This is a genomic window from Buchnera aphidicola (Aphis nasturtii) (genome assembly GCF_005083345.1).
Lineage (GTDB): Bacteria > Pseudomonadota > Gammaproteobacteria > Enterobacterales > Enterobacteriaceae > Buchnera > Buchnera aphidicola_R.
Window position 1 is genome coordinate 349,003 of record NZ_CP034888.1, and the last position, 26,246, is coordinate 375,248.

Below are 26,246 nucleotides of genomic sequence, written 5' to 3' on the forward strand. Positions count from 1 at the left end.
AAATTGCATATAAAGTTGATATAATACTTCAAGTATATCTTTAAAAAAATTTTAAAAATTAAATAAATTTTATTTTTGATAAAATATGAAACAGAATAATAAAAGAAAAATTAAATATTTTGTTATTTTTGAGATATTTATATTATTATATCTGTATTATTTAGTTATATTTTGAAATTTATTAAAATTTTCTAATCAACATATCATCTAATCAAAATTATTTAAGGAATTCAAGCAGTGCGGTATATTTATAAAAAAATTTTTTTATATTTAAATGATTTAAATTTAAATTATATATTTAATTTTTATAATATATTTACATTTTTTATAAAAACTATCATTATTTCTTTAATTTTATTAGGTTTTAGTATTATACCAAAAGAAAAAAAAATATTTTTTAATCAATGTTTTAATCTTATAAAAAACAATCAACTAATAAATAATTCGCAAGAAAATATTATATTAAAAAAAAATAAAAAAATTAATGCTCAATGTAATAAAGACTCGAAAATCATTAAAAATGAATCTAATTTAATGCCATATTTACCAAATAATACATTTTTTAAAAAAATAATTTATATTAAAAAAAATTCTAATTTTTTTCAAAGCGCACTTGAATCAGGATTAAATTTTTCTGATATTCAAACTGTTATTAAGGCTATAGAATGGCAAATAAGTTTTCGTAAAATAAATGCTAATAGTATATTTAATTTAATTTTTTTAAAAACAAAAAAAAATTTAAATATATTAGAAGCTATAAAATTAAATAACATAGGAAAAACATACTATGCTATACGAGCAATTAATGGAAACTTTTATGATATCAATGGTTGTAATAAATCAACTATGGTGATGAATTTTTCATTTTTAAAAAAATATCGAGTATCTTCTTCCTTTAATTTACATCGTATTCACCCAATTACACATCGTATAAGTCGTCATTTGGGAATTGATTTAGCAATGCCCAAGGGAACTTTAGTGCTAGCTACTAGTAATGGTAAAATAATAAAAACGGGATTTAATCAAATCGCAGGTTTTTATATAGTTTTAAAAAATTTAAACCAATATATAACTAAATATATGCATCTTAAAAAAATATTAGTTCAAGTAGGTCAGGACATTAAAATAAACCAAAAAATTGCGTTATCTGGAAATTCTGGAAGAACAACTGGACCACATTTACACTATGAAATATGGATTAAAAAACATGCGATTAATCCAATATATGCTCGATCTAATTTTATAGAACCACTGACACACAAAGAATTAATTTCATATTTGAAAATGTCTAAAATAATTTTATCAAAATTAAAATAATATTTTAACATACTTATATTAAATACTGATATTTAATCAATGTAGATTAAAAATTAATAGATAACCTTCAAAATTCTGGTGGTATTTGTTTTTCCTGTTTTTCCCATAATGTCTCCTTGCGTTACAATTACTAAATCATTATTAAATAAAAAACCTCTTTTACATAACAATAATATAGCTTCATTAGCAGCCTCAACTCCATCATGTTGGCTATTGAAATAAATAGGTACTACACCTCTATATAAAGTTGATAAATTTAACGTTTTTTTGTGTTTTGATAAAGCAAAAATAGGAAGTCCAGATGTAATACGAGAAGTCATTAAAGCAGTCTTACCAGATTCTGTCATAGTAATAATCGCTGTAATGCCATTTAAATGATTTGCTGCGTACATAGTTGACATAGCAATTGCTTCTTCTATATCATTAAATTTTATATTAATACGATGTCTAGAAACATTAATACTAGGTATTTTTTCCGCGCCCATGCAAACTTTTGCCATATTTAAAACAGTTTCTGACGGATATTTACCAGACGCAGTTTCAGCGGACAACATAACTGCATCACTTCCATCTAATACAGCATTTGCAACATCCATTACCTCTGCTCGAGTAGGTGATGGATTTAAAATCATAGATTCCATCATTTGCGTTGCAGTAATAACTACTTTATTTAATTTTCTAGCGCTTCTAATTAAATTTTTTTGAATACCTACTAGCTCTGCATCTCCAATTTCTACTCCTAAATCTCCTCTAGCAATCATAATAGCATCGGAAGATAATATTATATCTTCTATTGCGTTTTGACTACTTACAGCTTCTGCACGCTCTATTTTTGCTATAATTTTAGCTTTACTACCAGATTGATTTAATAAATATCTTGCTTTTTTCAGATCTTTTCCACATCTAGGAAAAGATACAGCTAAATAATCTACATCTATTGTAGAAGCAAGTATAATATCCTTTCTATCTTTTTCCGTTAAAGCATGCGCTGATAATCCTCCACCTAATTTATTAATACCTTTGTTATTTGATAAAATACCTCCTATAATAACTTGAGTATATATTTCTAAATCTGTAACTTTTAACACTTTTAGTTGTATTTTACCATCATCTAAAAGTAAGATATCATTAATATTTAAATCGTATGGTAATCTTTTGTAATCAATTCCTACTCTTTCTTGGTTGCCATCAGTGTCTTGTAAACTTGCATCTAATATAAAAATTTCATTTTTCTGAAGTAAAACACTATTTGTTTTAAATTTAGAAATTCTAATTTTAGGTCCTTGTAAATCACCAAGTAAAGCAATATTACAATTTAAATCTAGCATTATTTCTCTTGCTTTTTTAGCTCTGTTTATATGTTCGTTAGGATAACCATGAGAAAAATTTAAGCGAAGAACATTTGCTCCGGATTCAATAATTTTTTTAAGATTATCACCTTTATCTGTAGAAGGACCTAAAGTAGCAACAATTTTAGTTCTTCTTAAACGAGTCAACATAAATACCTCTAATAATTTATTTTATTATAATGTAATTAATTATCTTTTATTTTAAAAGCTACTCTAAAATACAATATAAATAGCATCAAATATTTATTTATATTTATTTATTTAGTAAAATTAATGAAAAATTTTATATTTAATAATCATGATAGCTGATATCAAATAAAAAATCTTAAACAAATTTATTTTAATACATAATTATTTTTAAAAATAGTTTATTAATTGTTTTACATTTTTAAAAAATATAAAATATTATATTCTAAAAAAGAGAAAATTTATGATAAAAATCACTCAAGCTTGCGATTTAGTTATTTTTGGAACTAAAGGAGATTTAGCTCAAAGAAAATTATTACCTGCTTTATATAAATTAGAAATATTAAACAAAATACATCCTAATACGCGTATTATTGGAGCAGGTCGTGCTGATTGGACTCAAGATGAATATATAAAAATAGTAAAAACAGCTATTAAAAAATTTTCAAAAGAAAATATAGATGAAAATACTTGGAATAAATTGAGTTCACGTTTACATTTTTGTAACATTGATGTTTTTAAAGAAGTGTTTTTTAAAAAACTAAAAAAAATATTACATCAAACAAAAAATACAATTATTTATTATTGCGCTGTGCCTCCAAGTGCATTTAATGCCATTTTTCAAGGATTAGGAAAAGTTAATTTAAATTCATTTCCTTCAAGGATAATAATAGAAAAACCATTAGGTGTATGCTTAAAAACATGTAAAAAAATTAACGATCAAATATCTAAGTATTTTTTAGAATCACAAATTTTTAGAATTGATCATTACTTAGGAAAAGAATCAATATTAAATTTACTTTCTCTACGATTTGCGAATGCATTATTTTTTAATAATTGGAATAATAAAATTATTGATCATATTCAAATTACTGTATCTGAAGAAATAGGTATTGAAAACAGGTGGAACTATTTTGACGATATGGGACAAACAAAAGATATGGTCCAGAACCATCTTTTACAAATATTAACTATTATTGCAATGGATCAACCAAAAGATATTTCATCTAAACATATTCAAAATGAAAAAATTAAAATTTTACGAGCATTAAAAAATATTAATATAGAAAACATAAATACAAAAACTGTTCGAGGTCAATATACTGAAGGTAATATTCATGGGAAAAAAGTGCCTTCATATTTAGAAGAAAACGGAGCAAATTCAATTAGTCAAACTGAAACATATGTATGTATTAAAGTTGATCTAAAAAATGATCAATGGTTTGGTGTACCTTTTTATTTAAGAACTGGTAAAAGATTAGCGCAGAAATATTCAGAAATAGTAATTGTTTTTAAAAAAATACCAATCAATCTATTTAAAGATTATAATCATAATTTATCTCAAAATAAATTAATTATACGATTAGATCCTAATGAAAATATTCAAATAGATTTTTTAAAAAAACTATCAGGATTAAATGAAATATATCAATTAAAAAATGAAACAATGCAATCAAATTTGTCGATAGAAAAGCAACACCATCAAATTGATGCTTATGAGCGACTTTTATTAGAAGTAATGAAAGGAGCGCAATCTTTATTTGTATGTCGCGAAGAAATAGAAGAATCATGGAAATGGATTGATCCTATTATAAATGCTTGGAAAAATAATAAAAAAAACACTCTTCAATTATATGCTGCAGGCACATGGGGGCCAAAACATGCAGATGAAATGATTATGAAAGATGGAAGAAATTGGCATAAATTTCGTTAAAATATAATTAATTCATTTATCTTGACTTTTTTGAAAAGAATATGTTAAATTAAAAATATTTTTACATATTTAATTTAAAATTAAATTTTTATATAACTATTATTTAAAAATTAATTTCAAAATACTATTTTTCCTGGATTGAGGAAGATAATATCTTATGATACGTATTATTCTTTTCTTATTAACTAACTTAGCAGTTACATCAATATTTTCTTTAATTCTTGCGTTAACAGGAATTGCTTCGGATAGTATTTATGGTATATTTATTATGTCCAGTTTATTTGGTTTTAGTGGATCTATTGTATCACTTCTTATATCTAAATGGATTGCATTGCGTTCAGTCAATGGAAGAATAATCAGATCTGCTAGTAATGATACAGAACAATGGCTAATTAAAACTGTGCGTAAACAATCAATTCAGAAAGGAATAAAAATACCTCAAATTGCAACATACGATGCTATAGATATTAATGCGTTTGCAACAGGTCCTCGACGTAACTCAGCATTAATTGCAGTATCGTCAGGACTACTAGAAAAAATGACTCGCGATGAAGCAGAAGCAGTTATTGGTCATGAAATTAGTCATATTGCTAATGGAGATATGATTACAATGAGTTTAATACAAGGAGTGGTAAATACTTTTGTTATTTTTATATCTCGTATTATTTCACAAATATTGAATAGTGTACTATCAAGTAATAACGATGAAAACAACACGAATGAAAAAAATTCATTTGTTTTTTTTATAATTTCAACAATATTAGAAATAACATTTGGAATGTTTGCAACTATTATCACTATGTGGTTCTCGAGGCATCGAGAATTTTACGCTGATGCTAGTTCTGCTAAACTAGTTGGTCGCGAAAAAATGATTTCTGCATTAAATAGATTAAAATCAAGTTATGAACCACAAGAATCTGAGAGTATTATTGCTCTTTGTATTAACGGGAAGTCTAAATCAGTAAAATTATTCGCATCTCATCCTTCTTTAGATAAGAGAATACAAGCTTTGAAGAGCGGAAAATATATGTAAAAAAATCGCAAAAAATTTCTCTTAGTAGAAGTATATCTATTAAGAGAAAATATTAAAATAAAAATTATTTTTTATTAAATTCTTTTAAGCTTGTTTTTTTATATAAAAACGTTTATAATCGTTATAAAAATTATAGTTGAAAAAAGCAACAATTCTGTTTATGCATGGAATTTTAAAATTAAACAATTTTAGAGTAGAAGACGTTAAAAACTTTTCTTAAAAATCTTAAATTCATGTTTTACACAGTAATGTTTCTAATTTCTGAAAATAATCAAAAAATTAATAATTTTAAAGGAAAAAAGATGAGCAAGATTAAAGGTCAAGTTAAGTGGTTTAACGAATCTAAAGGTTTTGGTTTTATTACTCCATCAAATGGAAGTAAAGATGTATTTGTGCATTTTTCATCTATTCAAGGAAATGGTTTTAAGACACTATCAGAAGGACAACATGTCGAGTTTGAAATTCAAGATGGACAAAAAGGTCCCTCTGCAATTAACGTGTATTCTATATAAAAATAAATAAAAGATTTTATAAAGACCTCTGTTAAATACCAGAGGGCTTATTTTTAAAAGATAAATTTAAACAACTAAAAACTGTTAAATAATTAGTCATCTATAAAAATTAAGTAAAAATATTTTAACTTCACAGATAAATTCTCTCAAAATCTGTTCATTCAAACATATGATTTAGATGTATCTAAATTATTTTTTAATCTTCTCGAAAATAAAATATGTAATATTTATATAAAATAAATTAAATACTATGCTGTCCTATTTTTTTTACGGAGTTTTGCTGATGGATTTTTTTTTAGAACCGTCAACTTGGGCCGGCTTATTAACACTAGTAGTTTTAGAAGTAGTACTAGGAATTGATAATTTAATTTTTGTAGCAATTTTATCAGAAAAGTTACCTCCCAATCAAAGAGATAAAGCTCGATTAATTGGATTGGGATTAGCACTAGTAATGAGATTGGGATTATTATCGTTAATATCTTGGGTAGTAACTTTAACTACTCCTATTATTAATAATAGATTTTTTTCTTTATCAGTTCGTGATTTAATTTTACTGATTGGTGGTTTATTTTTATTATCCAAAGCAACAATCGAACTACATGAGAGATTAGAAAATGAAGATCATGAAAATACAGAAAATAAAAATTATGCTAGTTTTTGGGCTGTAGTTATTCAAATTATTGTACTAGATGCAGTGTTTTCATTAGATGCTATCATTACAGCGGTTGGAATGGTTAATCAGCTATTCATTATGATGATTGCAGTTATATTAGCTACGACGCTTATGTTATTAGCTTCAAAAGCATTAACTAATTTTATTAATTTACACCAAACGGTGGTAGTTTTATGTCTTAGTTTTTTATTAATGATTGGATTTAGTTTGGTTTCAGAAGCGTTAAAATTTTATATTCCAAAAGGATATTTATATACAGCTATAGGATTTTCGATTTTAATTGAAATATTTAATCAAATCGCTCGACATAATTTCATGAAAAATCAATCTAGAAAACCTATGAGGCAAAGAGCTGCTGAAGCAATTTTACGATTAATGATAAGAGAAAAAAATAAAAACAAAAATATAAAACACAAACCATTTAACAAAAATGAAAAAATACCTATTATTCCTTCATCAGAAACAGAAACTTTTAAAGATGAAGAGAAGTACATGATTAATGGAGTTCTTACATTAGCAGGGCGATCGATTAAAAGCATTATGACACCAAGAAGTAATATATCTTGGGTTAATACAGAAAATAATACTAATGAAATTCGATCTCAATTGCTAGATACACCGCATAGCTTATTTCCAGTTTGTAAGGGTGAATTAGATGAAATTATCGGTATTGTACGTGCTAAAGAATTATTAGTAGCTATTGAAAAAAAAATTGATGTTTATAAATTTGCTTCCCAAATACCACCTATCATTATACCTGATACTCTTGATCCTATAAATCTTTTAGGCGTTCTTCGTCGTGCTCAAGGAAGTTTTGTAATTGTGAGTAATGAATTTGGTGTAGTACAAGGTCTTATTACCCCACTAGATGTATTAGAAGCTATTGCTGGAGAATTCCCAGATGCTGACGAAACACCAGATATTATAAAAGAACAGAATAGCTGGTTAGTTAAAGGAGAGACAGATTTACATTCGTTACAACAATTACTCAACACAAAAGAACTTATTAAAGAAGATGATTGTGCTTCTTTAGGTGGTTTACTAATAGCTCAAAATGGGCAATTACCTATCCCAGGAGAAATAATTAATATTAATTCTTTTTCATTTCATATCGTTAAAGCAACAGAATATCGTATTGATTTAGTTCGTATTATTAAAAACTAAAATATTTATGAAATTTAAAAATAGTTCTAATTTTACAAAAATTTCCAGTTATAAAACAAATAGATTTTTAATATTGAGAAAAGTATGTCTAATACAATTTTAGCAATTGATACTTCAATGAATTATTGCTCGGTAGCTATATATAGAAAAAAAATATATTCATTATCAGATCATTGTAATAAAGAACATACTATAAAAATATTACCAATGATTAAAAAAATACTATTACTTTCAAAAATAACGTTTAAAGATCTTAATTATATAACTTTTTCAAAAGGACCAGGTAATTTTACTGGTATACGGATTGCTATAGGAATTGCTCAAAGTTTATCTTTAAGTTTAAATGTTCCTATTTTGGGAATTTCAACTTTAGCTATTATGGCTGAACAAGCATGGCGCAAGTATCATCAAAAAAAAATATTAGTTGCTGTTCGTGCTGGAGCTGAAAAAATATATTTTGCTCAATATATTAAAGATAAGAAATTATTATGGATTGGGGGAGAAACAGAATCTTTGATCAATTTTTATGAAATTGAAACAAAAATAAAGAATTTAAATAATGATTGGTTTTTCATCGGAAATGGACTTGAAAAATTTAATGATCAAAATTATTTGAACTTTAAAACAATAAAAATCATATCACCTCATGCACAAGATATAATCCCATTTTCTCTATTTAATATAAAAAACAAAAAATTTTTATATACTACTGAAGTAGAGCTTAATTATTTAAATTGTATTTTTTAAATAATGTCAATACTGAAATACTAAAGATACTTCAGTATTGATCTCATCTATTATTATCTATAATATCAATGAAATTTGATAAAACATTTTAATTTTTATATAATTATTTTCAGTTATTAATCTGGCAAAACAACATTCAACTCTAATATCGAAATATCTTTATTTTTTTGTTCTAACTGTATTGTTACCATATTAGGATCTATGTTTACATATTTACAAATTACAGAAAGGATTTCACGTTTTAATTGTGGAAAATAATCTGGTTCATTTTGAAATTTTCTTCGTTCTGCAACAATAATTTGTAATCTTTCTTTAGCTACATGAGCAGTATTTCTGTTCCGGGATAAAAAAAAATCTAATAAAGCCATATCTATCTCCCGAATAAACGTCGTAAAAAACTTTTTTTTTCTTCTTCAATAAAACGAAATTTATGATTTTCACCTAACAATCGATTAACTGTATCAAAATAAGCACGTCCTGCATTTGAACTTTGATCTAAAATCACAGATTCTCCTTGATTTGATGCACGCAATACAGAAGTATCTTCAGGAATAACACCAATAATAGGTATACGAAGTATATCTAATACATCATTCATACTTAACATTTCACCATTTTTAACACGAGTCGGATTATAACGTGTTAATAAAAGATGCTCTTTAATAGGAGTTTTGTTCTGTTCAGATCTTTTTGATTTAGATGATATAATTCCTAATATTCGATCGGAATCTCGAACCGAAGAAACTTCTGGGTTTGTAGTAATAATAGCTTCATCTGCAAAATATAATGATAAAATTGCTCCTTTTTCAATTCCAGCAGGTGAATCACAAATAATAAAATCGAAATCCATTTTAATTAGCTCATTTAAAACTTTTTCGACTCCTAAATATGTCAGAGCTTCTTTATCTCTAGTTTGAGATGCTGGTAAAATAAATAAATTTTTTGTTTTTTTGTCTTTAATTAAAGCTTGATTAATTTTCGCTTCACCTTGAATAACATTCACAAAATCATATACTACTCTACGTTCACATCCCATAATTAAATCTAAATTTCTTAAACCTATATCAAAATCTATAACAACAGTTTTTTTCCCTTTTTTTGCAAAACCAGTTGCAATAGCAGCACTTGAAGTAGTTTTACCTACACCTCCTTTCCCTGAAGTAACTACAATAATCCGTGTCATATAAAAAGTTCCTAAAAATACACTTTTAACTAAGAGAATTTATAGTTAAAATTTTATTACGTAAATAAATTTGAGCTGATTTTCCAACAAATTTTGTTGGTATTTGATCTGATAACCAATATTCACCGGATATTGATAATAATTCGGCAAATAATGCTGTACAAAATATATTACTTGTAATATCTCCGTTAGCACCTGCAAGTACTCTGCCTCGAACTGATCCGTAAACATGAATATTACCATCCGCAACTAATTCAGCTCCTGCGCTGACATTATTTGTGACGATCAAATCAGAATATTTAGCATATATTTTCTGTCCTGAACGTACAGGGGTGTTAATAATATGTGTTTTTTCTTTTTTTTTCTTTATTTTTTTATTAATTGTGTTTGTAAAATTATGAGTTTTATAAAAAAAACTAATATTTTTATTAATATGATTTTCTGTATTTTCTATTTTTTTTCCTTCTAATAATACAGGCAAACCTGAATCAACAATAATTTTTTTAAGATAGTTATCTTTACAACCGGTTACACCTACAATAAAAAAACTATGCGAAATAATAACTTCTTGTATTTTTATCCAATTTGTTTGATTTAATGATAAATCTGATATATTAAGAATAATAGGCGCATTTTTAAAAAATTGAGGATATTCTTGAATTTTTTTATATAACGACTTATCAATTAAGTCTATATTATTACTTTTTAGATATAATACTAATAATGTAAAATTACTACCTTTTATTTCAATGGACGTTTTTTGCATATATATTGCTCAAGTAATTTATATTTATATGCATATTAAATGTACATGTATTATCTTTTAAAAACTAAAAAAATGAATTTAATTAAATTATAGTATAAATATCATTTGATAACAATTTCTATTTTTTAGAGTTTTTAGATAATTGAAAATATTTCAATACAACTAATATAAAATTTTTAATTAATAAAAAATATTAAATATTTCAATATAAAATTTACAAGGAAAATTAAAATTTTGCTTTTTTCTCAAAATAGCCAACTTATATTACGTTATCAAAATATTTTTAAAAATAAAAAAATTTTTTTTTCAGGAAATATACAAGATGAATTACCAAGATATTTATCTAGTATAGAAACAAGCGTGCATGTTAGTGTAAAAAATGATTTCTATACGAATAAAAAAGATAAGATGAACAACATTCATATATATTATGATTTACTTATCTCAAAAAAAGCTGTAGAAAATTATAATACACTTATTTACTATTGGCCTAAAAACAAATCAGAAGCAAGGTTTCAATTATGTAATCTATTATCTTGTTTTGATATCGGGACTGAAATTTTTATTGTAGGAAAAAATTCAAGTGGTGTAAAAAGCGCAATCAAAATACTAAAAAAATGGACCAAACTAAACAAATTAGAAAGTGCAAAACATTCTATTTTATTTACAGGTACTCTCAAATACAACACGAAATTTATATTACAAGATTTTTTTAAAACACATATTTGGAAAGGTTTGTACATCAAATGTTTACCAGGAGTTTTTGGTTATAAAAAAATAGATTTAGGTAGCCAACTACTTGCTTGTACTTTTTCCAAAAAGATGTATGGTGAAATATTAGATGTTGGATGTGGTTCGGGGTTTTTATCAGTATCTCTACTTAGCCAGTCACCAAATTCTTTTGTTACTATGGTAGACAATAAAGAATCTGCGATAATATCTAGCCGAGAAACACTTTTTTCTAATCAACTAACAGCAAAAATTTTGTCTAGTAATCTTTACTCAAGTATATCTAATAAATTTGATTTAATTATATCGAATCCATCATTTCATAATGATTTAGAAGTAGATTTTAATACAATTACAAAGATTATACTTGGTGCTTCAAAACACTTAAAAAAAAGAGGTGAACTAAGATTTGTTGTTAATAGCTGTTTTAATTATGATATTCTTTTAAAGAAAAATTTTAAAAAATTTAATACTATTAAAAAAACAAATTTATATAAAGTATATCAAGCTTTTTGTTAAATTTATGGTACCCGGAGCGGGACTTGAACCCGCAAAGCTTTTAAAGCCGAGGGATTTTAAGTCCCTTGTGTCTACCGATTTCACCATCCGGGCGTTTAGGCGTATCCCGGAATCGAACCGGGTTATACGGATTTGCAATCCGCTACATAGCCAATCTGTCAACACGCCTTTTATGTTTTTTATTATAGAAAAAAAAAAATAAAATTACAAATAAAATTTGATGAATATAAAAATATTTATATAAAAGTTTTAATAAAATAAAAAATTATCTTTACATTCATCAACAGAATGTTTTAACATTGCAATGTTTCATAATTAAAATATATATTTTAGAAGGCAGCGGTCTTGAAAACCGCCGATGAGAAATCATCCGAGAGTTCGAATCTCTCTCTCTCCGAAAAATCAAACAACTAAAAATTTATACCTCAAAAAAAATTATTGATCAGCAGAAACTTCAATTTCTACACGACGATCGGGTGCTAAACAACTAATTAATAAAGGCCTACTCTCTATATCTTTACATATTTGATCAGTTAAAGGATATTGATTACCCATTCCTTGGATATTTATTGTATTTTCAGGCACTCCATGAGAAGTAAAATAATTTTTAATACTATATGCACGATCTTCAGATAACTTTTGGTTATATTCTTTATTACCTATTCTATCTGTATGCCCTGAAAGTGTAATATAAACTTTTTTCGATTTAATATTATTTATTTCATCATTAATTTTTTTTAACTTGTCATAAGATATAGGTCGTAATTCGGTACTGTTGAAAGGAAAATTAATATTTTCATTAAGTGCAATATATTGTTGATTCGATGTTTCTGGTGAATATGATGTAAACATATCATTAATTTTAGACTTTCCAAATTTCCATGCAAAAGAAATCACTGCATCTCCTAAGGTAGGTTTTGATAAGTTCATTATTTTTTCAACACTACTTTTCCATGTGTAATCAAATCTCGTAATAAATTCATCATTAAAAATATATTCGGCACCTAAAGATAAACTAGGGAATACACAACTATGCTTGGTAAAAGTCTTTTTTAAATCTTCTTTAGAAGCTAGATTTTCCCAAAACATCATTCCTCCTAATCGTGTATATAGTCGGAAATCATCTGTAATAGGATAAGATAATTTTGTTGAAATTTGAACATTATTTGCTTGCATATTTTCTTTGGATTTTTGAAACATTAGATGCGGAGAAAATCCAGTTGTGTCATTTTCTATTTCCAAACCAAAATATGGATTAAATTCATATCCTAAAAATAATCCAAACATAGGAGCATTAGTGCTTTGCTCATTTTTTAAACCTTGAATTTCTTTATAGTGTAGAAGATTGAAATTCGACCATCCAACTTTAGCACCTAAGTACCATCCATCATTACTTTTTGATTGAACGCTACTGACTAAACTTACTAATAAAATTAGAATAGTAAGAGCTTTTTTTTTCATTTGAAAACTCCGTTTTGAGATAAATTACTAATAATAAAAACAATTTAAAAGTCTAAAAAACTTAAAACAATCATGATAAATCAAATTATAATATAATCTATTATATAATAAATATTATATTAATAATATAAATCTATATATTTATATTATTTATATAACATTTATAATTTATATATATCTTAAATTATTTATATATATTTTAAATTAGTAAATTTATACATACTTGATTAATAATTTTATTTATTGTTAATAATATTACAATTATTTAAAAAAGATATACCTAAAAAATGTAGACTAATTAAATAAATTATTCCAGTAAAAAATAAGATTGTAAATAAACATATTATTTTAATAAAAAAAGAACTTATATCATACAGAGGTATAAAATATAACATAAAAATTAAAAAAAATGTCATAGAAAATGTTGCAGTTAATAAACGAAAAATAAAAATTAATTGATTAAAATTAAAAGAAATTAACTTTTTTTGATATAATTTCCAATATAATAAAAAAAAGTTGATCCATCCAGCTATGCTAAAAGATAAAGCTAAACCTGCATGTTGTAAATAATAAATTAGAAATGGATTTAAAATTTGTGTTACAGATAAAGTAAAAAGTGCAATGCGTGTTGGGATCTTTATTTCTTGAGATGCATAAAAAGCTGAAGATAAAATTTTAACTAAAATAAATGCAATTAAACCAATAGAATATAATTCTAAGGCTTTTTGTGTCATTAAAACATCAAAATCTGTAAATTTTCCATGTTGGAATAGTATAATAACTAAAGGTTTAGCAAGAATAAATAATATGATAGAAGTAGGTAAAGATAAAATCAAAGCTATTCGACCCCCCCAATGGAGTAATTTTTTATATTCTTTAAATCTGTTTTTTGAATAACTTTTTGACAGAGATGTGAATAAAATTGTACTTAAAGAAACACCTAATACACCTATGGGAAATTCAATTAATCTATCAGCATAATACATCCAAGATATCGAACCTGAATTTAACAATGAATTAAAAATAGCATTAAAAATCAAAGAAATTTGATTTGCAAAAGCTCCAATCAAAGATGGTCCTATTTTTTTTACAACTTTTAAAAGACCAGCATTTTTAAAATTAAATTTTGGAATTATTAGCATTTTTATTTTCAACAAATATGGAAACTGATATATTAATTGGATAACTCCACCTACGATAACAGACCATGCTAATATTAAAATTGGAGGATTAAAGAAATTATTAAAAAAAATAGAAAAAATAATCATAGTAATATTTAAAATACTTGGTGACATCGCAGGAATAGAAAAATAATTCCAACTATTTAAAATAGTAGAATATAACGAAGATAGAGAAATTAATAAAACATAGGGGAACATAATTTCCAATAAAGTAAAAGATACTTGAAATTTGTGAAATGAATGAGTAAAACCTGGCGCACTGAATTCAATTAAATAATTAGAAAATATTATCCCTAATATTATTATAATAGATAAAACTAAAATAATTAAACCTAACAAAGATGCGATAAAATCTTTTGTATGATTTATTTTTTCATTTGATTTATAATATATTAAAATAGGAATAAAAGATTGTGAAAAAGCACCTTCAAAAAATAAGCGACGTAATAAATTTGGAATTTTAAAAGCTAAAAAAAAAGCATCAGTATAAATAGAAACGCCAAAAATATGAGCGATTACAAGATCTCTAAAAAAACCTAATATACGTGAAATTAATGTCATAAAACTAAGAGAAAATAAAGATTTTAAAATATTCATATTAAACTAAAACCTAAACAAATTAAAACACTATAATTTAGAAGATATTTTATTTAAATACAAAAAAATTTTCTTACTTATAAAATATTTACATACTATAAAAGCAAATGACTCTTAAACACATTTACTACATTTAAATTAAATTTGAAAAATGTCTTGTTTAAAAAAAATAAAAATAATCAAACCTGATGATTGGCATGTTCATCTCAGAGATGAGAAAATTTTAAAAAAAATTCTAAGATACACTGAAATGTTTTATCAACGTGCAATAATCATGCCTAATCTTAATCAACCGATTATAGATTATAAGAAAGCTATTTTCTATAAACATAGAATTATAAATGCGACTCAGTTAAATACTAAATTTGAACCATTAATGATTTGTTATTTAACCAAAGAAACATGTTTAAAAGAACTACAATATGGTTTTTTACGAAATATATTTATAGGAGCAAAATTATATCCTAATCAATCCACAACAAACTCAAACACAGGTATAAGTAAAATCAGTGAAATTTTTCACGTATTAGAATTGATGCAAAAAATGAAAATGCCATTATTAATACATGGTGAAGAAAGCAATATTAATATTGATATTTATGATAGAGAAGCTAAATTTATTGAAACAACGATGATCCCATTACGTAAAACATTTCCAGAATTAAAAATCATATTAGAACATATTACTACTAAAGAAGCTGTTGATTATATCGAAGAAAATAATTCATCATATTTAGCAGGAACTATCACACCACATCATTTAATGTTAAATCGAAATAATATGTTTATTAACGGAATTCAACCTAATCTATATTGTTTACCTATTTTAAAAAGAAAAGTACATCAAAATGCTTTAAGAAAAGCTATATCTAATGGAAGCACAAGATTTTTTTTAGGCAGCGATAGTGCTCCACATCTTTATAAGCATAAAATTAATATATTTGGATGCGCAGGAATATTTAATGCTCCATCATCTTTGTTATGCTACATCACTGTTTTTGAAGAAATGAAAGCATTAAAACATTTTGAATCTTTTTGTTCAAAAAATGGACCAAATTTCTATAATTTACCAATAAACCAAAAAACTATCACATTAATAAAAAAACCTTATAAAATTTTAAAAAAAATCAGTATTGGGAAAGATTTTATCATGCCTTTTTTATCTGGAGAAACCTTGGAATGGTCTATTTTATAAATATTAATTCTTAAAATATTACTCATACAATGTTTCAGACTTAATGACATTAATTCTATAATTCCCCATTAATATCATAAATAGTATTATTGTTATAAGATTTATAAAAATTTAAAAAATTCTGATTTAAATAAAATTTATGTTTTATTAATTTTTTATTTTTGAGATTTATTTTATTTAAAGATATACATTTATTTTTTATCTTATTTACATAATAATTTCTTGATTTATTAAATTGCAAATAAGAGGAAGTAATATGATATGTTTTTTCAAGAGATAGCTGTATTTTTTTTAAGCAATTTAATTTATTTAAAAAAAATTTTTTTTTTCTACAATATAAGATAACTTTTTTATATCAGTATGAGAATTTAATAAAATTTCATGTTCTTCATGCATAATTTTATCTAATGTAAGAAGAACATTATCTATTTTTTGAAATACATCAATTAATTTTTTCATTTTTCTATCCATCTTTTAATTTATATTATTACTAAAATATAATATTATTAATTTTATAAAACAACTATTACCTCTCCATTATCATTAATTATTCCAGTAAAAATTTTCCTATCTTTAATTTGTACGCGTATTTTTTCTTTAATACCACCATTACCTAATGCTTTTCCAGTAGTAATAATTTCAAAATTTTTGCCTTCAAACTTAATAGTAACCTCTTTATTTAATGTAACTATCCAAAATGCACGCGTCATAGAAGATGTAATTGGTTGAAAAGGAAGAATATCGTGTAAATTTACTCTATTTATAACATCTTTTTTATTCAGATAAATTCCATTAGGAAGTTTATCTAAACGTCCAAATATAACTTTTAAATCTGATTCACTTATTTTTGTACCGCGAAAAATTTTTTTCTTCGCTACAATATAATGTCCCTTAACTTGTAATTCTAATTTTAAAAATTGATGTTGTTTCCCACAAACATATAAAATATCAAATAAACTAAAATTATAAAAATGATTTGATAATAAAAAATATGGTTTTTTACAAATTTGTTTTTTTTTAAAAGGGGTACGTATTAATATTTTAAAATTTTTTGGATTAAGAGAATATTCTTGCTTGAAAAATTCGTTTAAATGATTTATTAAATCATTAGCATTAATTTTAAAAGATAAAAAAAGTAATAAAATAAAAAAAATTTTTAATAATTTCATTTTTTTCCCTTATTAACTGAGAAAAACTAAAATTTAATCTATTAAAGTTAATTAATAAGTATAATATGTTTTAAAATTTTATAAATTTTATTTTAATATGGAGAAGATTTAATAAAAGTTTAATATAAATCTATTTTAAGTTTAAATTTTTTAGGAATTTATAATATAATCATATTTACAAATTAAATTTTTAAATTTAAATTTTTACAAGTAATTTAAAATAAATTTTTAATACCACTAACAAATATAATTTTAAAAATTTTAAATTCACAATAAAACAAGGATATAAATATGTTTGAAAAAATAAATAAAATGTTTAACTTAAATGAAAAATTATTGAATTTATATGCTACAAGAGAAGAAATTTTATCATCGAATATAGCTAATTCTGAAACACCTCAATACAAAGCAATGGATATTAACTTTAAAGACGCGTTTAAAAAAATACTACAACAAAATAAATCTAATGCTTCAAAAGTTACATTACAAAAAACTTCTCAATATCATTTAACACCAAAACTTAAAAAAAATAATATTCCTTTATTCACAATTAAACCTATTCAAACTAAAAATATTAAAATTGATGGGAATACAGTAGATATGAATCGTGAACGTGTGGAATTCATAAAAAATACTTTAAAATACGAAGAAAATTTAATGTTCATAAAAAATGAAATTAAAAACATCATGCATGTATTAAAAGGATAAAAAATATGTCTTTATTTAATATACTTAATATTGCAGGTTCAGCAATGACTGCACAATCAGAAAAAATAAATATTATTGCTACAAATTTAGCAAATGCAGATAGCATAATATATAAAAATGGAAAATATTATCCATATATTGCAAAAAAAGTTATTTTTAAAGCATCTAATGCAAATCAACAAGGAGTAGGAGGGGTTAAAGTAGCTTTAATAGTTAACGATAAAAATCCTATACAAATGATATATGATCCTAATCATCCTCTTTCTAATGAAAAAGGATATGTTTTAAAATCTAACATTAATCCAATTACAGAAACAATAGATCATATTTCTGCTTCAAGAGCTTATCAAGCTAATATAGAAGTATTAAAAACAGCGAAAAATATGATATTAAAAACGCTTTCTATTGGAGAATAAGGAAGAAGAAATGAATAATATTAATACTAATTCTTCTATAAATAATAATGTTAATGAAAAAAAGACTAATGATTTTAATAACACTACAAATCCATTAGATTTACAAAATAATTTTTTAAGTTTATTAATTGCACAAATTAAAAATCAAGATCCTACTGATCCTATTAAAAACACTGAGTTAACATCACAGTTAGCCCAAATTAATACAGCAACTGGAATTGAAAGGTTGAACAATACCGTAGGAAATTTTTCCGATAAAATAAATCAGAATCAAAATATTCAAATCTCGTCATTAATTGGTCATCGAGTTATGATACCTAGTTCACAAATTGTGCATACTAAAAATATGAATACAGAATTTGGAATAGATCTGATTAGCCAAGCAACATCAGTTGAAATAAAAATATTAGATGGAAATGAAAAAGTTTTACATGTAAAACAAATAAAAAATGTAACACCTGGAATATATAGCTTTACATGGGATGGTTTAGATTTAGACAAAAAAATTGTTTCTACTGGAAAATACAATGTCAATGTAACAGCTAAGAATAAAGACAAAGATGTTCCTGTAGAAATTTTATGTGAAGCATTAGTACATAGTATTATTACGTCTTCTAGAGATCCTATAATAGATTTAGGAGCAATGGGTACTACAACATTATCAAAAATTCGTAAAATTTTTAAATAAACATTCATATATTTAAAAATTTTTAAGATTAATTATTAAGGAATAAAAATATGTCAACAATGGAAGCTATTAGTGGATTAATGGCAAATAGTAACAACATAGATGTTGTATCTAACAATATAGCAAATGCTTCTACTATTGGGTTTAAATCTAGTACTCTTTCTTTTTTTGATATAGTATCTAACTCATTTTATTCTACTCAACTCATTGGATCTGGTGTCGGGGTCTCTAATATGAGGCAAAATTTTAGCAATGGAATATTAATGCAAACAGGTAGAGATTTAGACTTAGGTATTGTACAAGATGGTTTTTTTAGAGTATTAAATTCTAAAGGTTATGTATATTATACGCGGAATGGACAATTTTTATTAGATAAAGATAAAAATATTGTAAATATGGATGGAATGTACTTAACTGGTCAAAATCAATTTGATTTACAAAATAATTTAAACAATATATCTAAATTAGAACCTATTAATTTAAAAAAATCTGATATTCTTAAAGCAAAACAAACAAATACTATTACATTACATGCAGATTTAATTGAAAATAATCATCCTTCTACTAATACTATAACAGGTTCTAATGATGATATATCAAATTCAGAAATAAATAATATTACTGTATATGATAATAATGGACAAGCTCAAAATATAAATATTTCTATTGATAAAAACGAAAATGAATGGACTGTCAAAATTGAGTCAAATGATGAAAAAATAAATGATACTGTTCATTTAAAATTTGATTCTCAAGGCAAATTAATTTCTAATTCAAGTGTGCAGATTAAATCAAAAGCATTTAAAAATCTTGTGTTAAACATGGAATGTACATTAAAAAAATCAGAAAATGATAATAATACAATACAACTTTCTCAAAATGGATATCCAGAAGGTCATTTACAATCTTTTGAAATTTTAAACAATGGTGAAATTATAGGTCAGTATACAAATCAAAAAGTAGAAAAAATTGGACAAATATTTTTATCTAAATTTGTTAATCCAGAAAAACTAAAACCTGAAAGTGGAAACGTTTGGTCTGCTACTCAAGAAGCTGGTAATGAAAATATTGGCATTGCAGGAGACAAAGGATTTGGAATTATGATCTCCAAAACTTTAGAATCATCTAATGTTAATTTAAATAAAGAATTAATTAATATGATTGTAGCACAACGTAATTATCAATCTAGCGCACAAGCTTTCAAAACAGAAGATAAAATAATTAATACATTAATAAATTTAAGATAATTTTAAAAATTAGGTATTTTAATGGACAACACAATTTATCAATCAATGAAAGCAGCTATGCGATTATTAGAAAATCAAAATATTATTGCAAATAATTTAGCAAACATATCCACTAATGGTTTTAAAGAAACATTTAATCTTTTTATAATCGATGAAAATGTAAAGAATTTATATAAAACTCGAACACAAAAATATTATAATTTTTTAGAAGGTATGATAACTAATACGCAAAGAAAACTTGATTTAATTATTAAAAATAATGGTTGGTTAGTAATAAAAGATGCAAATGGAAAAGAAGCATATACAAAAAATGGACATTTACAAACAAATGCACAAGGACAGCTTACTATTCAAAACTATAAAGTAGTTGGCAACCAAGGAGATATAAAAATACCAAACAATGTAAATATAAAAATTTTATCTAATGGTACTATTACAGAAATGCAAGAAAAACAAAATAAAATTTTTGAAAAAACAATAGGATCATTAAAATTAGTATGTTTTAAAAAAAATGATCTTATTCAAAAAGATAATGGATTATTTTACTTAAAAAATAGTATGTTTAATCAGAATTTACAAGTACCACATGATAAAACTGTACGTGTACAATCAGAAATGCTAGAAGACAGTAATGTTAATCCGACTAAAAACATGGTTGACATGATATCCAATGCTCGGCAATTTGAAATGAATATGAAAATGATATCAATGTACGATCAAAACGTAGAACGTGCTAACCAACTATTTAATGTAAACAATTAAAAGGATAAAAGTATGATTCCTTCTTTATGGATTTCTAAAACAGGTCTTGATGCCCAACAAATTAATATGAACGTTATTTCAAATAACTTAGCAAACGTTAGTACAAATGGATTTAAACGGTCTAGAGCAGTTTTTGAAGATTTAATGTATCAAACAATACGACAAGCAGGAACAAATTCATCTATTGATACAACTTTACCTTCTGGATTGCAAATAGGTACAGGAGTAAGACCTGTTGCGACCGAAAGAATTCATAGCCAAGGAAACTTATCTAAAACAGATTCTTCAAAAGATGTCGCTATTAATGGACCAGGATTTTTTCAAGTACAATTACCAGATGGAAATATAGCATATACACGAGATGGTTCGTTTCAATTAGATCAGAATGGTCAACTAGTAACTAATAGTGGATTTGCAGTAGTACCTGAAATTAACATTCCTCCAAACTCTACAAATATTAATATAGCAAGAGATGGCATTGTTAGTGTTACTATACAAGGTCAAACACAACCTATTTCTATTGGTCAATTAAATTTAATTAATTTTATTAATGATTCTGGACTAGAAAGTCTAGGAGAAAACTTATACCAAGAAACACAAGCATCTGGAAGCCCAATAGATACTACACCAGGTCTAAATGGTACAGGTTTGTTGTATCAAGGATATGTTGAAACATCAAATGTTAACGTTGCTGAAGAATTAGTAAACATGATTCAAACTCAACGAGCTTACGAAATTAATAGTAAATCTATAAATACTTCAGATCAAATGTTACAAAAATTATCTCAACTATAAAAATTGATTTTAATACTAAAAATAAATTTAAAATTTATATATTAAAATTTTTTTATTAAGGATTATTTTTCCGTGGTAAAGTTATTTAGTTATAAAATTAAATATTATTTAACTATTCTTGCTTTATTAGCTATTCAAAGTTGCTCTTCTATGGAACATCAGCCTTTGGTTAGTGGAATTACTACTGCTATAGCTCCAAATGTTTTTCCTACAACTGCAAATGGCTCACTATTCCAAGAAACTACACCTATTAATTATGGTTATCAACCACTATTTGAGGATCATCGATCCCATAATATTGGAGATACAATAACTATTGTATTACAAGAAAATATCAGTGCAAGCAACAGCTCTTCTTCTAATATGACTCGAAATGGTACAGCAAATTTAGGAATGACAATCACACCAGGACAATTAAATCCTATGTTAGGCTTTAATATTAATGAAAGTAAAACCGGGTTTGATAGTATAGGAAAAAATGATTTTTATGGAAAAGGTAGTCATTCAGCTAAAAACACATTTACTGGACTTATCACTGTAACTGTAAAAAGAGTACTACCAAATGGAAACTTACAAGTAGTTGGTGAAAAACAAGTTGCTATTAATGAAGGAATAGAATTTATTAGATTTTCAGGAGTAGTCAATCCTCATAATATTAATAAAAATAATTTAGTTGCTTCAACTCAAATTGCGGATACACGTATTGAATATGTAAGTAATAGTCGTATTAATGAAACTCAAAAAATGGGTTGGTTACAACGATTGTTATTAAAAATTTCTCCGATTTAATATTAAAAATTAAAAAATAAAATTCTTAATATCATTTAAACTCATAAAGGATTAAAAAATCCTTTATGAGTAAAATTTTTGTATACAGTTAAAAATTATTGATAAATGACATATTATATATTTTGTATATAATATATATTAAAAAAATAGAACTAATAAAGTAAATGTATAAGGTATTTTATGTTTAAAATAATATCGTTATTAAAATTTATTATTTGTATTTTAATAAGTTTTTATTCTTTTGCTCATGCTGAAAAAATACGTGATTTAACTAGTATTGAAGGTATAAGAGATAATCAGCTAATTGGTTATGGTCTAATAGTTGGACTTGATGGAACTGGTGATCAGTCCACACAAGCTCCATTTACTAATCAATCATTATATAATATGCTTTCTCAATTAGGTGTAACTATACCTCCAGATACTAACATGCATCTAAAAAATGTAGCAGCTGTAATAGTTACAGCAAAATTACCGCCATTTAGTCATGCAGGAGAACAAATAGATGTAGTAGTTTCTTCTATGGGTAATGCAAAAAGTCTTAAAGGAGGAACACTATTAATGACTCCTTTAAAAGGTACTGATAATCAAATTTATGCAATTGCTCAAGGAAATATATTAGTATCTGAAAAAATTAATTCTCAAAAAAAAAATAATTTCATTATGCTTAATCAAGTAAATTCAGGAAGAATTAATCATGGAGCTACTATTGAAAAAGAAGTGAATACTGATTTTGGTAGGAAAAAAATAATTAACCTACAATTAAATCAAGAAGATTTTAGCATTGCACAAAAAATAAGTGATATGATTAACACAAAGTATCCTGATACAGCTATAGCAATAAATTCTAAAACAGTACAATTAAACACATATGCTAATAATACAATACAAGTTCATATGCTTTCTAATATTCAAGATATAGATATTTCTATACCATCACAAGAAGCTAGGGTAATAGTTAACCCTAGAACTGGTTCAATTGTAATGAACAAAGAAGTAAGGTTAGGAACATGCATTATTGCTCATAAAAATTTATCTATAATTATTAATAAAATAATTAAAAAAAATAGTCATTTAAACTTTTTGCAATCAGTTCAAAATAACAAATCAGATTTATTAAAAAATATTAATAATAAAAATTATATTGAAAATGAAACATATAATAATGATAGTTTAAACAACATAATACAAGCATTAAACGCTTTAGGAACAAAACCAGATGAATTAATATCTATTCTTCAATCAATGAAAAGTGCAGGTTGTCTCCATGCTAAATTGGAAATTATTTAATGAAAAATTATTTATCTTTATTTAATATAACAAATTACCATGCTAAATTAGTTGACGATTTAAAATATCAAGTCAAAACCAATCCTAAAAAATATATTTTAGAAACAGCTAAACAAGTAGAAGGTATTTTTATTCATATGTTATTAAAAAGCATGCGATATTCTATCACAGAAGGAAATTTATTAGATAATAATCAAAGTCGCTTATATACTGAAATATATGATGAACAAATTTCAAAAGAATTAACTAAAAAAGGCATTGGATTAACAAATATTATTTTAAAACAAATCGAACAAAAAAAATTATATATATAACAATTTCTTAAGGGAGACTATATGAGTTCTATACTAACTGCTACTATTTCAAGTATTGATGCTATTAAAATATTAATTGACAATACATCAGAAAAAGTTTTAAATCCAAATTATAGAAATTCATCAGAACGTATTTCAATAGAAAATAATGTAGATTCATCTAATGCTAATGCAGGAGTAAAAATACAAAAGGTATATGATGAATATAACAATTTTATTGAAGAAGAAAAGCGAAGAACCAGTGAACGAGTGCAAGATGAAGAAACAAGAATTGAACAATATATAAAACTAGAAGATTTATTTGTTAAAAAAATACATATTTTTAATGACTTAATGAACAAATTATATTCTTCTATTCAAGAAAATATTTCAAATCGAAATCAAAACGTATTTAATGAAGAAATAGAGAGAAATTTAAAAAATGTTGTAGATGAATTGAAAAATTTTAATACCGAATTAACATTTTTAGAAAATGACATTAAAAATATTATATCAGAGAAAATAAAAAAAGCAAATATCTTAATTAATCAAATTTATAATCTTAATATTGATATTCATTATTTTCCAGTCAAGCAAGCTCCTAACGGAATTTATAAATACATTGATCAAAGAGATAAACTAGTTGATGAATTAAATGACATTATCGGTGTTACAGTAGTTAAAGAAAATGATAACTTTGAAGTACGTTTGAATAGTGGAATGTGTCTTATTAATAATGATAAAAAGAAAAATTTAATGATCCTTACATCTGATACTGACAAAAAATATATTAGTGTTGGATATTGGGATGATAACGAAAAAACACTGAAAAAAATGGAACATATGATTCCAAGCGGATCTTTAGGAGGTCTTCTTGCGTTTCGAAGAGAAGAATTACAAAATGCTAGAAACAAGCTTGGACAACTAACTGTAAATTTTGCTGACAGTATTAATGAAAATCATACATTAGGGTATGATATGCTTGGTAATATTGGGAAACAAGTATTCAATATTAGTACACCTGAAATTATATCTAGCTCAAATAACAAATCTAATCCTTTTACATCTATCCAATGGATATCCACAAGTAATGCACAAGATAGTAACTATATAGTATATATGAGAAATAATAATTGGACGGTGCAAAGATTAAGCGATAAAACAACATTTGAACCAGAAATATATCACAATAACAATAATGTATATCTTACCTTTGACGGCATGGAGTTAAAAATTGAGGGAAATAATAATGAAGGTAATATGTATATGATTAAACCATATGATAAAACATTAGATGAACTAGAGTTGTTAATTGTAGAAAATAGTCCATTTGCATTTTCTTCAACAGATGACGTAAGCCAGCAAAATAGAAACAATGCAATTATTATATATAATTTAAACAAAGATAAATTGGTAAATAAAAAAGATACGTTAGGTATGTCTTACCTGAAATTTTTAAAATCTATATCTTATAAATGCAATGACCTTGAAGAAAAAGTTCCCTTTAAGCGTCAAATGATTCAAATATTAAAAAACAAAAAATTGTCAATGTCTGATGATATCAATGAGGATTATCAAAATCTTAGTTACGAACAAAAATGCTATATTGCAAATGTTAAAATTTTAAAAATGGCTGAAAGTATTTTTAATGATATTATTGATTGTTATAGTTAATGTTTATAAAATTTTTTAAAATAAAAACTTACTTTAAAAGTAAGTTTTTATTTTTTTATTTAATGCTTTATATAAAAAATTAATTTTTT

The 26,246-nt window shown here is 24.7% G+C and carries 26 protein-coding genes and 2 tRNA genes; 18 read left to right on the forward strand and 10 right to left on the reverse strand.

The window, feature by feature from the left end; genetic code table 11:
• Positions 1 to 237 precede the first annotated feature (237 nt).
• Positions 238 to 1,317 (forward strand): peptidoglycan DD-metalloendopeptidase family protein, encoded by a 1,080-nt coding sequence (locus D9V63_RS01620; protein WP_158368788.1) that lies wholly within the window; start codon positions 238 to 240, stop codon positions 1,315 to 1,317.
• A gap of 53 nt (positions 1,318 to 1,370) precedes the next feature.
• Here the strand turns inward: D9V63_RS01620 and pyk are convergent, their stop codons facing one another.
• The gene (gene pyk, locus D9V63_RS01625) at positions 1,371 to 2,816 is read right to left on the reverse strand and encodes a pyruvate kinase (protein ID WP_158368790.1); all 1,446 of its coding nucleotides are present in this window, start codon (positions 2,814 to 2,816) and stop codon (positions 1,371 to 1,373) included.
• A 280-nt stretch (positions 2,817 to 3,096) separates the two neighbouring features.
• On the opposite strand from pyk, the gene zwf reads away from it, so the two are divergent.
• The 5 genes from zwf to tsaB all read left to right on the forward strand — a co-directional run bounded on the left by zwf (position 3,097) and on the right by tsaB (position 8,695).
• Positions 3,097 to 4,566 carry a glucose-6-phosphate dehydrogenase gene (gene zwf / locus D9V63_RS01630; RefSeq protein ID WP_158368792.1) on the forward strand — a complete coding sequence of 490 codons (1,470 nt, stop codon included), beginning with the start codon at positions 3,097 to 3,099 and terminating at the stop codon, positions 4,564 to 4,566.
• 157 nt (positions 4,567 to 4,723) lie between these two features.
• Positions 4,724 to 5,599: a protease HtpX gene (gene htpX / locus D9V63_RS01635; protein ID WP_158368794.1), complete on the forward strand. Its 876-nt coding sequence runs from the start codon at positions 4,724 to 4,726 to the stop codon at positions 5,597 to 5,599.
• 302 nt (positions 5,600 to 5,901) lie between these two features.
• On the forward strand, positions 5,902 to 6,111 hold the full coding sequence (cspC, locus tag D9V63_RS01640) for a cold shock-like protein CspC (protein WP_158368796.1): 210 nt from the start codon (positions 5,902 to 5,904) through the stop codon (positions 6,109 to 6,111).
• A gap of 283 nt (positions 6,112 to 6,394) precedes the next feature.
• Positions 6,395 to 7,948 (forward strand): TerC family protein, encoded by a 1,554-nt coding sequence (locus D9V63_RS01645; RefSeq protein WP_158368798.1) that lies wholly within the window; start codon positions 6,395 to 6,397, stop codon positions 7,946 to 7,948.
• Positions 7,949 to 8,032: 84 nt separating this feature from the next.
• Positions 8,033 to 8,695 (forward strand): tRNA (adenosine(37)-N6)-threonylcarbamoyltransferase complex dimerization subunit type 1 TsaB, encoded by a 663-nt coding sequence (tsaB, locus tag D9V63_RS01650; protein ID WP_158368800.1) that lies wholly within the window; start codon positions 8,033 to 8,035, stop codon positions 8,693 to 8,695.
• Positions 8,696 to 8,811: 116 nt separating this feature from the next.
• On the opposite strand, the gene minE is transcribed toward tsaB, so the two are convergent.
• The 3 genes from minE to minC are packed head-to-tail and all read right to left on the reverse strand — an operon-like array spanning position 8,812 to position 10,644.
• Entirely contained in the window at positions 8,812 to 9,063 is a 252-nt protein-coding gene (minE, locus tag D9V63_RS01655; protein ID WP_158368802.1) for a cell division topological specificity factor MinE, read from the reverse strand.
• A gap of 2 nt (positions 9,064 to 9,065) precedes the next feature.
• Entirely contained in the window at positions 9,066 to 9,878 is an 813-nt protein-coding gene (gene minD, locus D9V63_RS01660) for a septum site-determining protein MinD (protein ID WP_158368804.1), read from the reverse strand.
• Between the two features lie 25 nt (positions 9,879 to 9,903).
• Positions 9,904 to 10,644 carry a septum site-determining protein MinC gene (minC, locus tag D9V63_RS01665; protein WP_158368806.1) on the reverse strand — a complete coding sequence of 247 codons (741 nt, stop codon included), beginning with the start codon at positions 10,642 to 10,644 and terminating at the stop codon, positions 9,904 to 9,906.
• Positions 10,645 to 10,878: 234 nt separating this feature from the next.
• On the opposite strand from minC, the gene rsmC reads away from it, so the two are divergent.
• Positions 10,879 to 11,892 carry a 16S rRNA (guanine(1207)-N(2))-methyltransferase RsmC gene (gene rsmC / locus D9V63_RS01670; RefSeq protein WP_158368808.1) on the forward strand — a complete coding sequence of 338 codons (1,014 nt, stop codon included), beginning with the start codon at positions 10,879 to 10,881 and terminating at the stop codon, positions 11,890 to 11,892.
• A gap of 5 nt (positions 11,893 to 11,897) precedes the next feature.
• On the opposite strand, the gene D9V63_RS01675 is transcribed toward rsmC, so the two are convergent.
• From D9V63_RS01675 to murJ, 4 genes are all read right to left on the reverse strand, one after another.
• Positions 11,898 to 11,985, reverse strand: a tRNA-Leu gene (locus D9V63_RS01675).
• Positions 11,986 to 11,989: 4 nt separating this feature from the next.
• Positions 11,990 to 12,060, reverse strand: a tRNA-Cys gene (locus D9V63_RS01680).
• Between the two features lie 267 nt (positions 12,061 to 12,327).
• A complete protein-coding gene (locus tag D9V63_RS01685) occupies positions 12,328 to 13,353 on the reverse strand; it encodes an OmpA family protein (RefSeq protein WP_158368810.1) in 1,026 nt (341 codons plus the stop codon).
• Positions 13,354 to 13,589: 236 nt separating this feature from the next.
• Positions 13,590 to 15,131 (reverse strand): murein biosynthesis integral membrane protein MurJ, encoded by a 1,542-nt coding sequence (murJ, locus tag D9V63_RS01690; RefSeq protein ID WP_158368812.1) that lies wholly within the window; start codon positions 15,129 to 15,131, stop codon positions 13,590 to 13,592.
• Positions 15,132 to 15,282: 151 nt separating this feature from the next.
• Here murJ and pyrC point away from each other — a divergent pair, with 151 nt between their 5' ends.
• Entirely contained in the window at positions 15,283 to 16,326 is a 1,044-nt protein-coding gene (gene pyrC, locus D9V63_RS01695) for a dihydroorotase (protein WP_158368814.1), read from the forward strand.
• Positions 16,327 to 16,635: 309 nt separating this feature from the next.
• Here the strand turns inward: pyrC and D9V63_RS03130 are convergent, their stop codons facing one another.
• Positions 16,636 to 16,785 carry a hypothetical protein gene (locus D9V63_RS03130; RefSeq protein ID WP_187308573.1) on the reverse strand — a complete coding sequence of 50 codons (150 nt, stop codon included), beginning with the start codon at positions 16,783 to 16,785 and terminating at the stop codon, positions 16,636 to 16,638.
• A 53-nt stretch (positions 16,786 to 16,838) separates the two neighbouring features.
• Entirely contained in the window at positions 16,839 to 17,495 is a 657-nt protein-coding gene (flgA, locus tag D9V63_RS01700) for a flagellar basal body P-ring formation chaperone FlgA (protein ID WP_158368816.1), read from the reverse strand.
• 291 nt (positions 17,496 to 17,786) lie between these two features.
• On the opposite strand from flgA, the gene flgB reads away from it, so the two are divergent.
• From flgB to D9V63_RS01750, 10 genes are all read left to right on the forward strand, one after another.
• Positions 17,787 to 18,203, forward strand: coding sequence for a flagellar basal body rod protein FlgB (gene flgB / locus D9V63_RS01705; RefSeq protein WP_158368818.1), 417 nt, complete (start codon positions 17,787 to 17,789; stop codon positions 18,201 to 18,203).
• A 5-nt stretch (positions 18,204 to 18,208) separates the two neighbouring features.
• Positions 18,209 to 18,619, forward strand: coding sequence for a flagellar basal body rod protein FlgC (flgC, locus tag D9V63_RS01710; RefSeq protein ID WP_158368820.1), 411 nt, complete (start codon positions 18,209 to 18,211; stop codon positions 18,617 to 18,619).
• 10 nt (positions 18,620 to 18,629) lie between these two features.
• A complete protein-coding gene (locus tag D9V63_RS01715) occupies positions 18,630 to 19,307 on the forward strand; it encodes a flagellar hook assembly protein FlgD (protein ID WP_158368822.1) in 678 nt (225 codons plus the stop codon).
• Between the two features lie 50 nt (positions 19,308 to 19,357).
• Positions 19,358 to 20,554, forward strand: coding sequence for a flagellar hook protein FlgE (locus D9V63_RS01720; protein ID WP_158368824.1), 1,197 nt, complete (start codon positions 19,358 to 19,360; stop codon positions 20,552 to 20,554).
• Between the two features lie 21 nt (positions 20,555 to 20,575).
• Positions 20,576 to 21,316 carry a flagellar basal-body rod protein FlgF gene (gene flgF / locus D9V63_RS01725; RefSeq protein ID WP_158368826.1) on the forward strand — a complete coding sequence of 247 codons (741 nt, stop codon included), beginning with the start codon at positions 20,576 to 20,578 and terminating at the stop codon, positions 21,314 to 21,316.
• A 12-nt stretch (positions 21,317 to 21,328) separates the two neighbouring features.
• Positions 21,329 to 22,111 (forward strand): flagellar basal-body rod protein FlgG, encoded by a 783-nt coding sequence (flgG, locus tag D9V63_RS01730; protein ID WP_158368828.1) that lies wholly within the window; start codon positions 21,329 to 21,331, stop codon positions 22,109 to 22,111.
• Positions 22,112 to 22,183: 72 nt separating this feature from the next.
• The gene (locus D9V63_RS01735; protein WP_158368829.1) at positions 22,184 to 22,900 is read left to right on the forward strand and encodes a flagellar basal body L-ring protein FlgH; all 717 of its coding nucleotides are present in this window, start codon (positions 22,184 to 22,186) and stop codon (positions 22,898 to 22,900) included.
• Positions 22,901 to 23,080: 180 nt separating this feature from the next.
• Positions 23,081 to 24,190, forward strand: a complete 1,110-nt coding sequence (locus D9V63_RS01740; protein WP_158368831.1) for a flagellar basal body P-ring protein FlgI — start codon at positions 23,081 to 23,083, stop codon at positions 24,188 to 24,190.
• Positions 24,190 to 24,504 carry a rod-binding protein gene (locus D9V63_RS01745; RefSeq protein WP_158368833.1) on the forward strand — a complete coding sequence of 105 codons (315 nt, stop codon included), beginning with the start codon at positions 24,190 to 24,192 and terminating at the stop codon, positions 24,502 to 24,504. The genes D9V63_RS01740 and D9V63_RS01745 overlap by 1 nt, the downstream gene beginning before the upstream one ends.
• A gap of 21 nt (positions 24,505 to 24,525) precedes the next feature.
• Positions 24,526 to 26,157 (forward strand): FlgK family flagellar hook-associated protein, encoded by a 1,632-nt coding sequence (locus tag D9V63_RS01750; protein WP_158368835.1) that lies wholly within the window; start codon positions 24,526 to 24,528, stop codon positions 26,155 to 26,157.
• Positions 26,158 to 26,246: the final 89 nt, after the last annotated feature.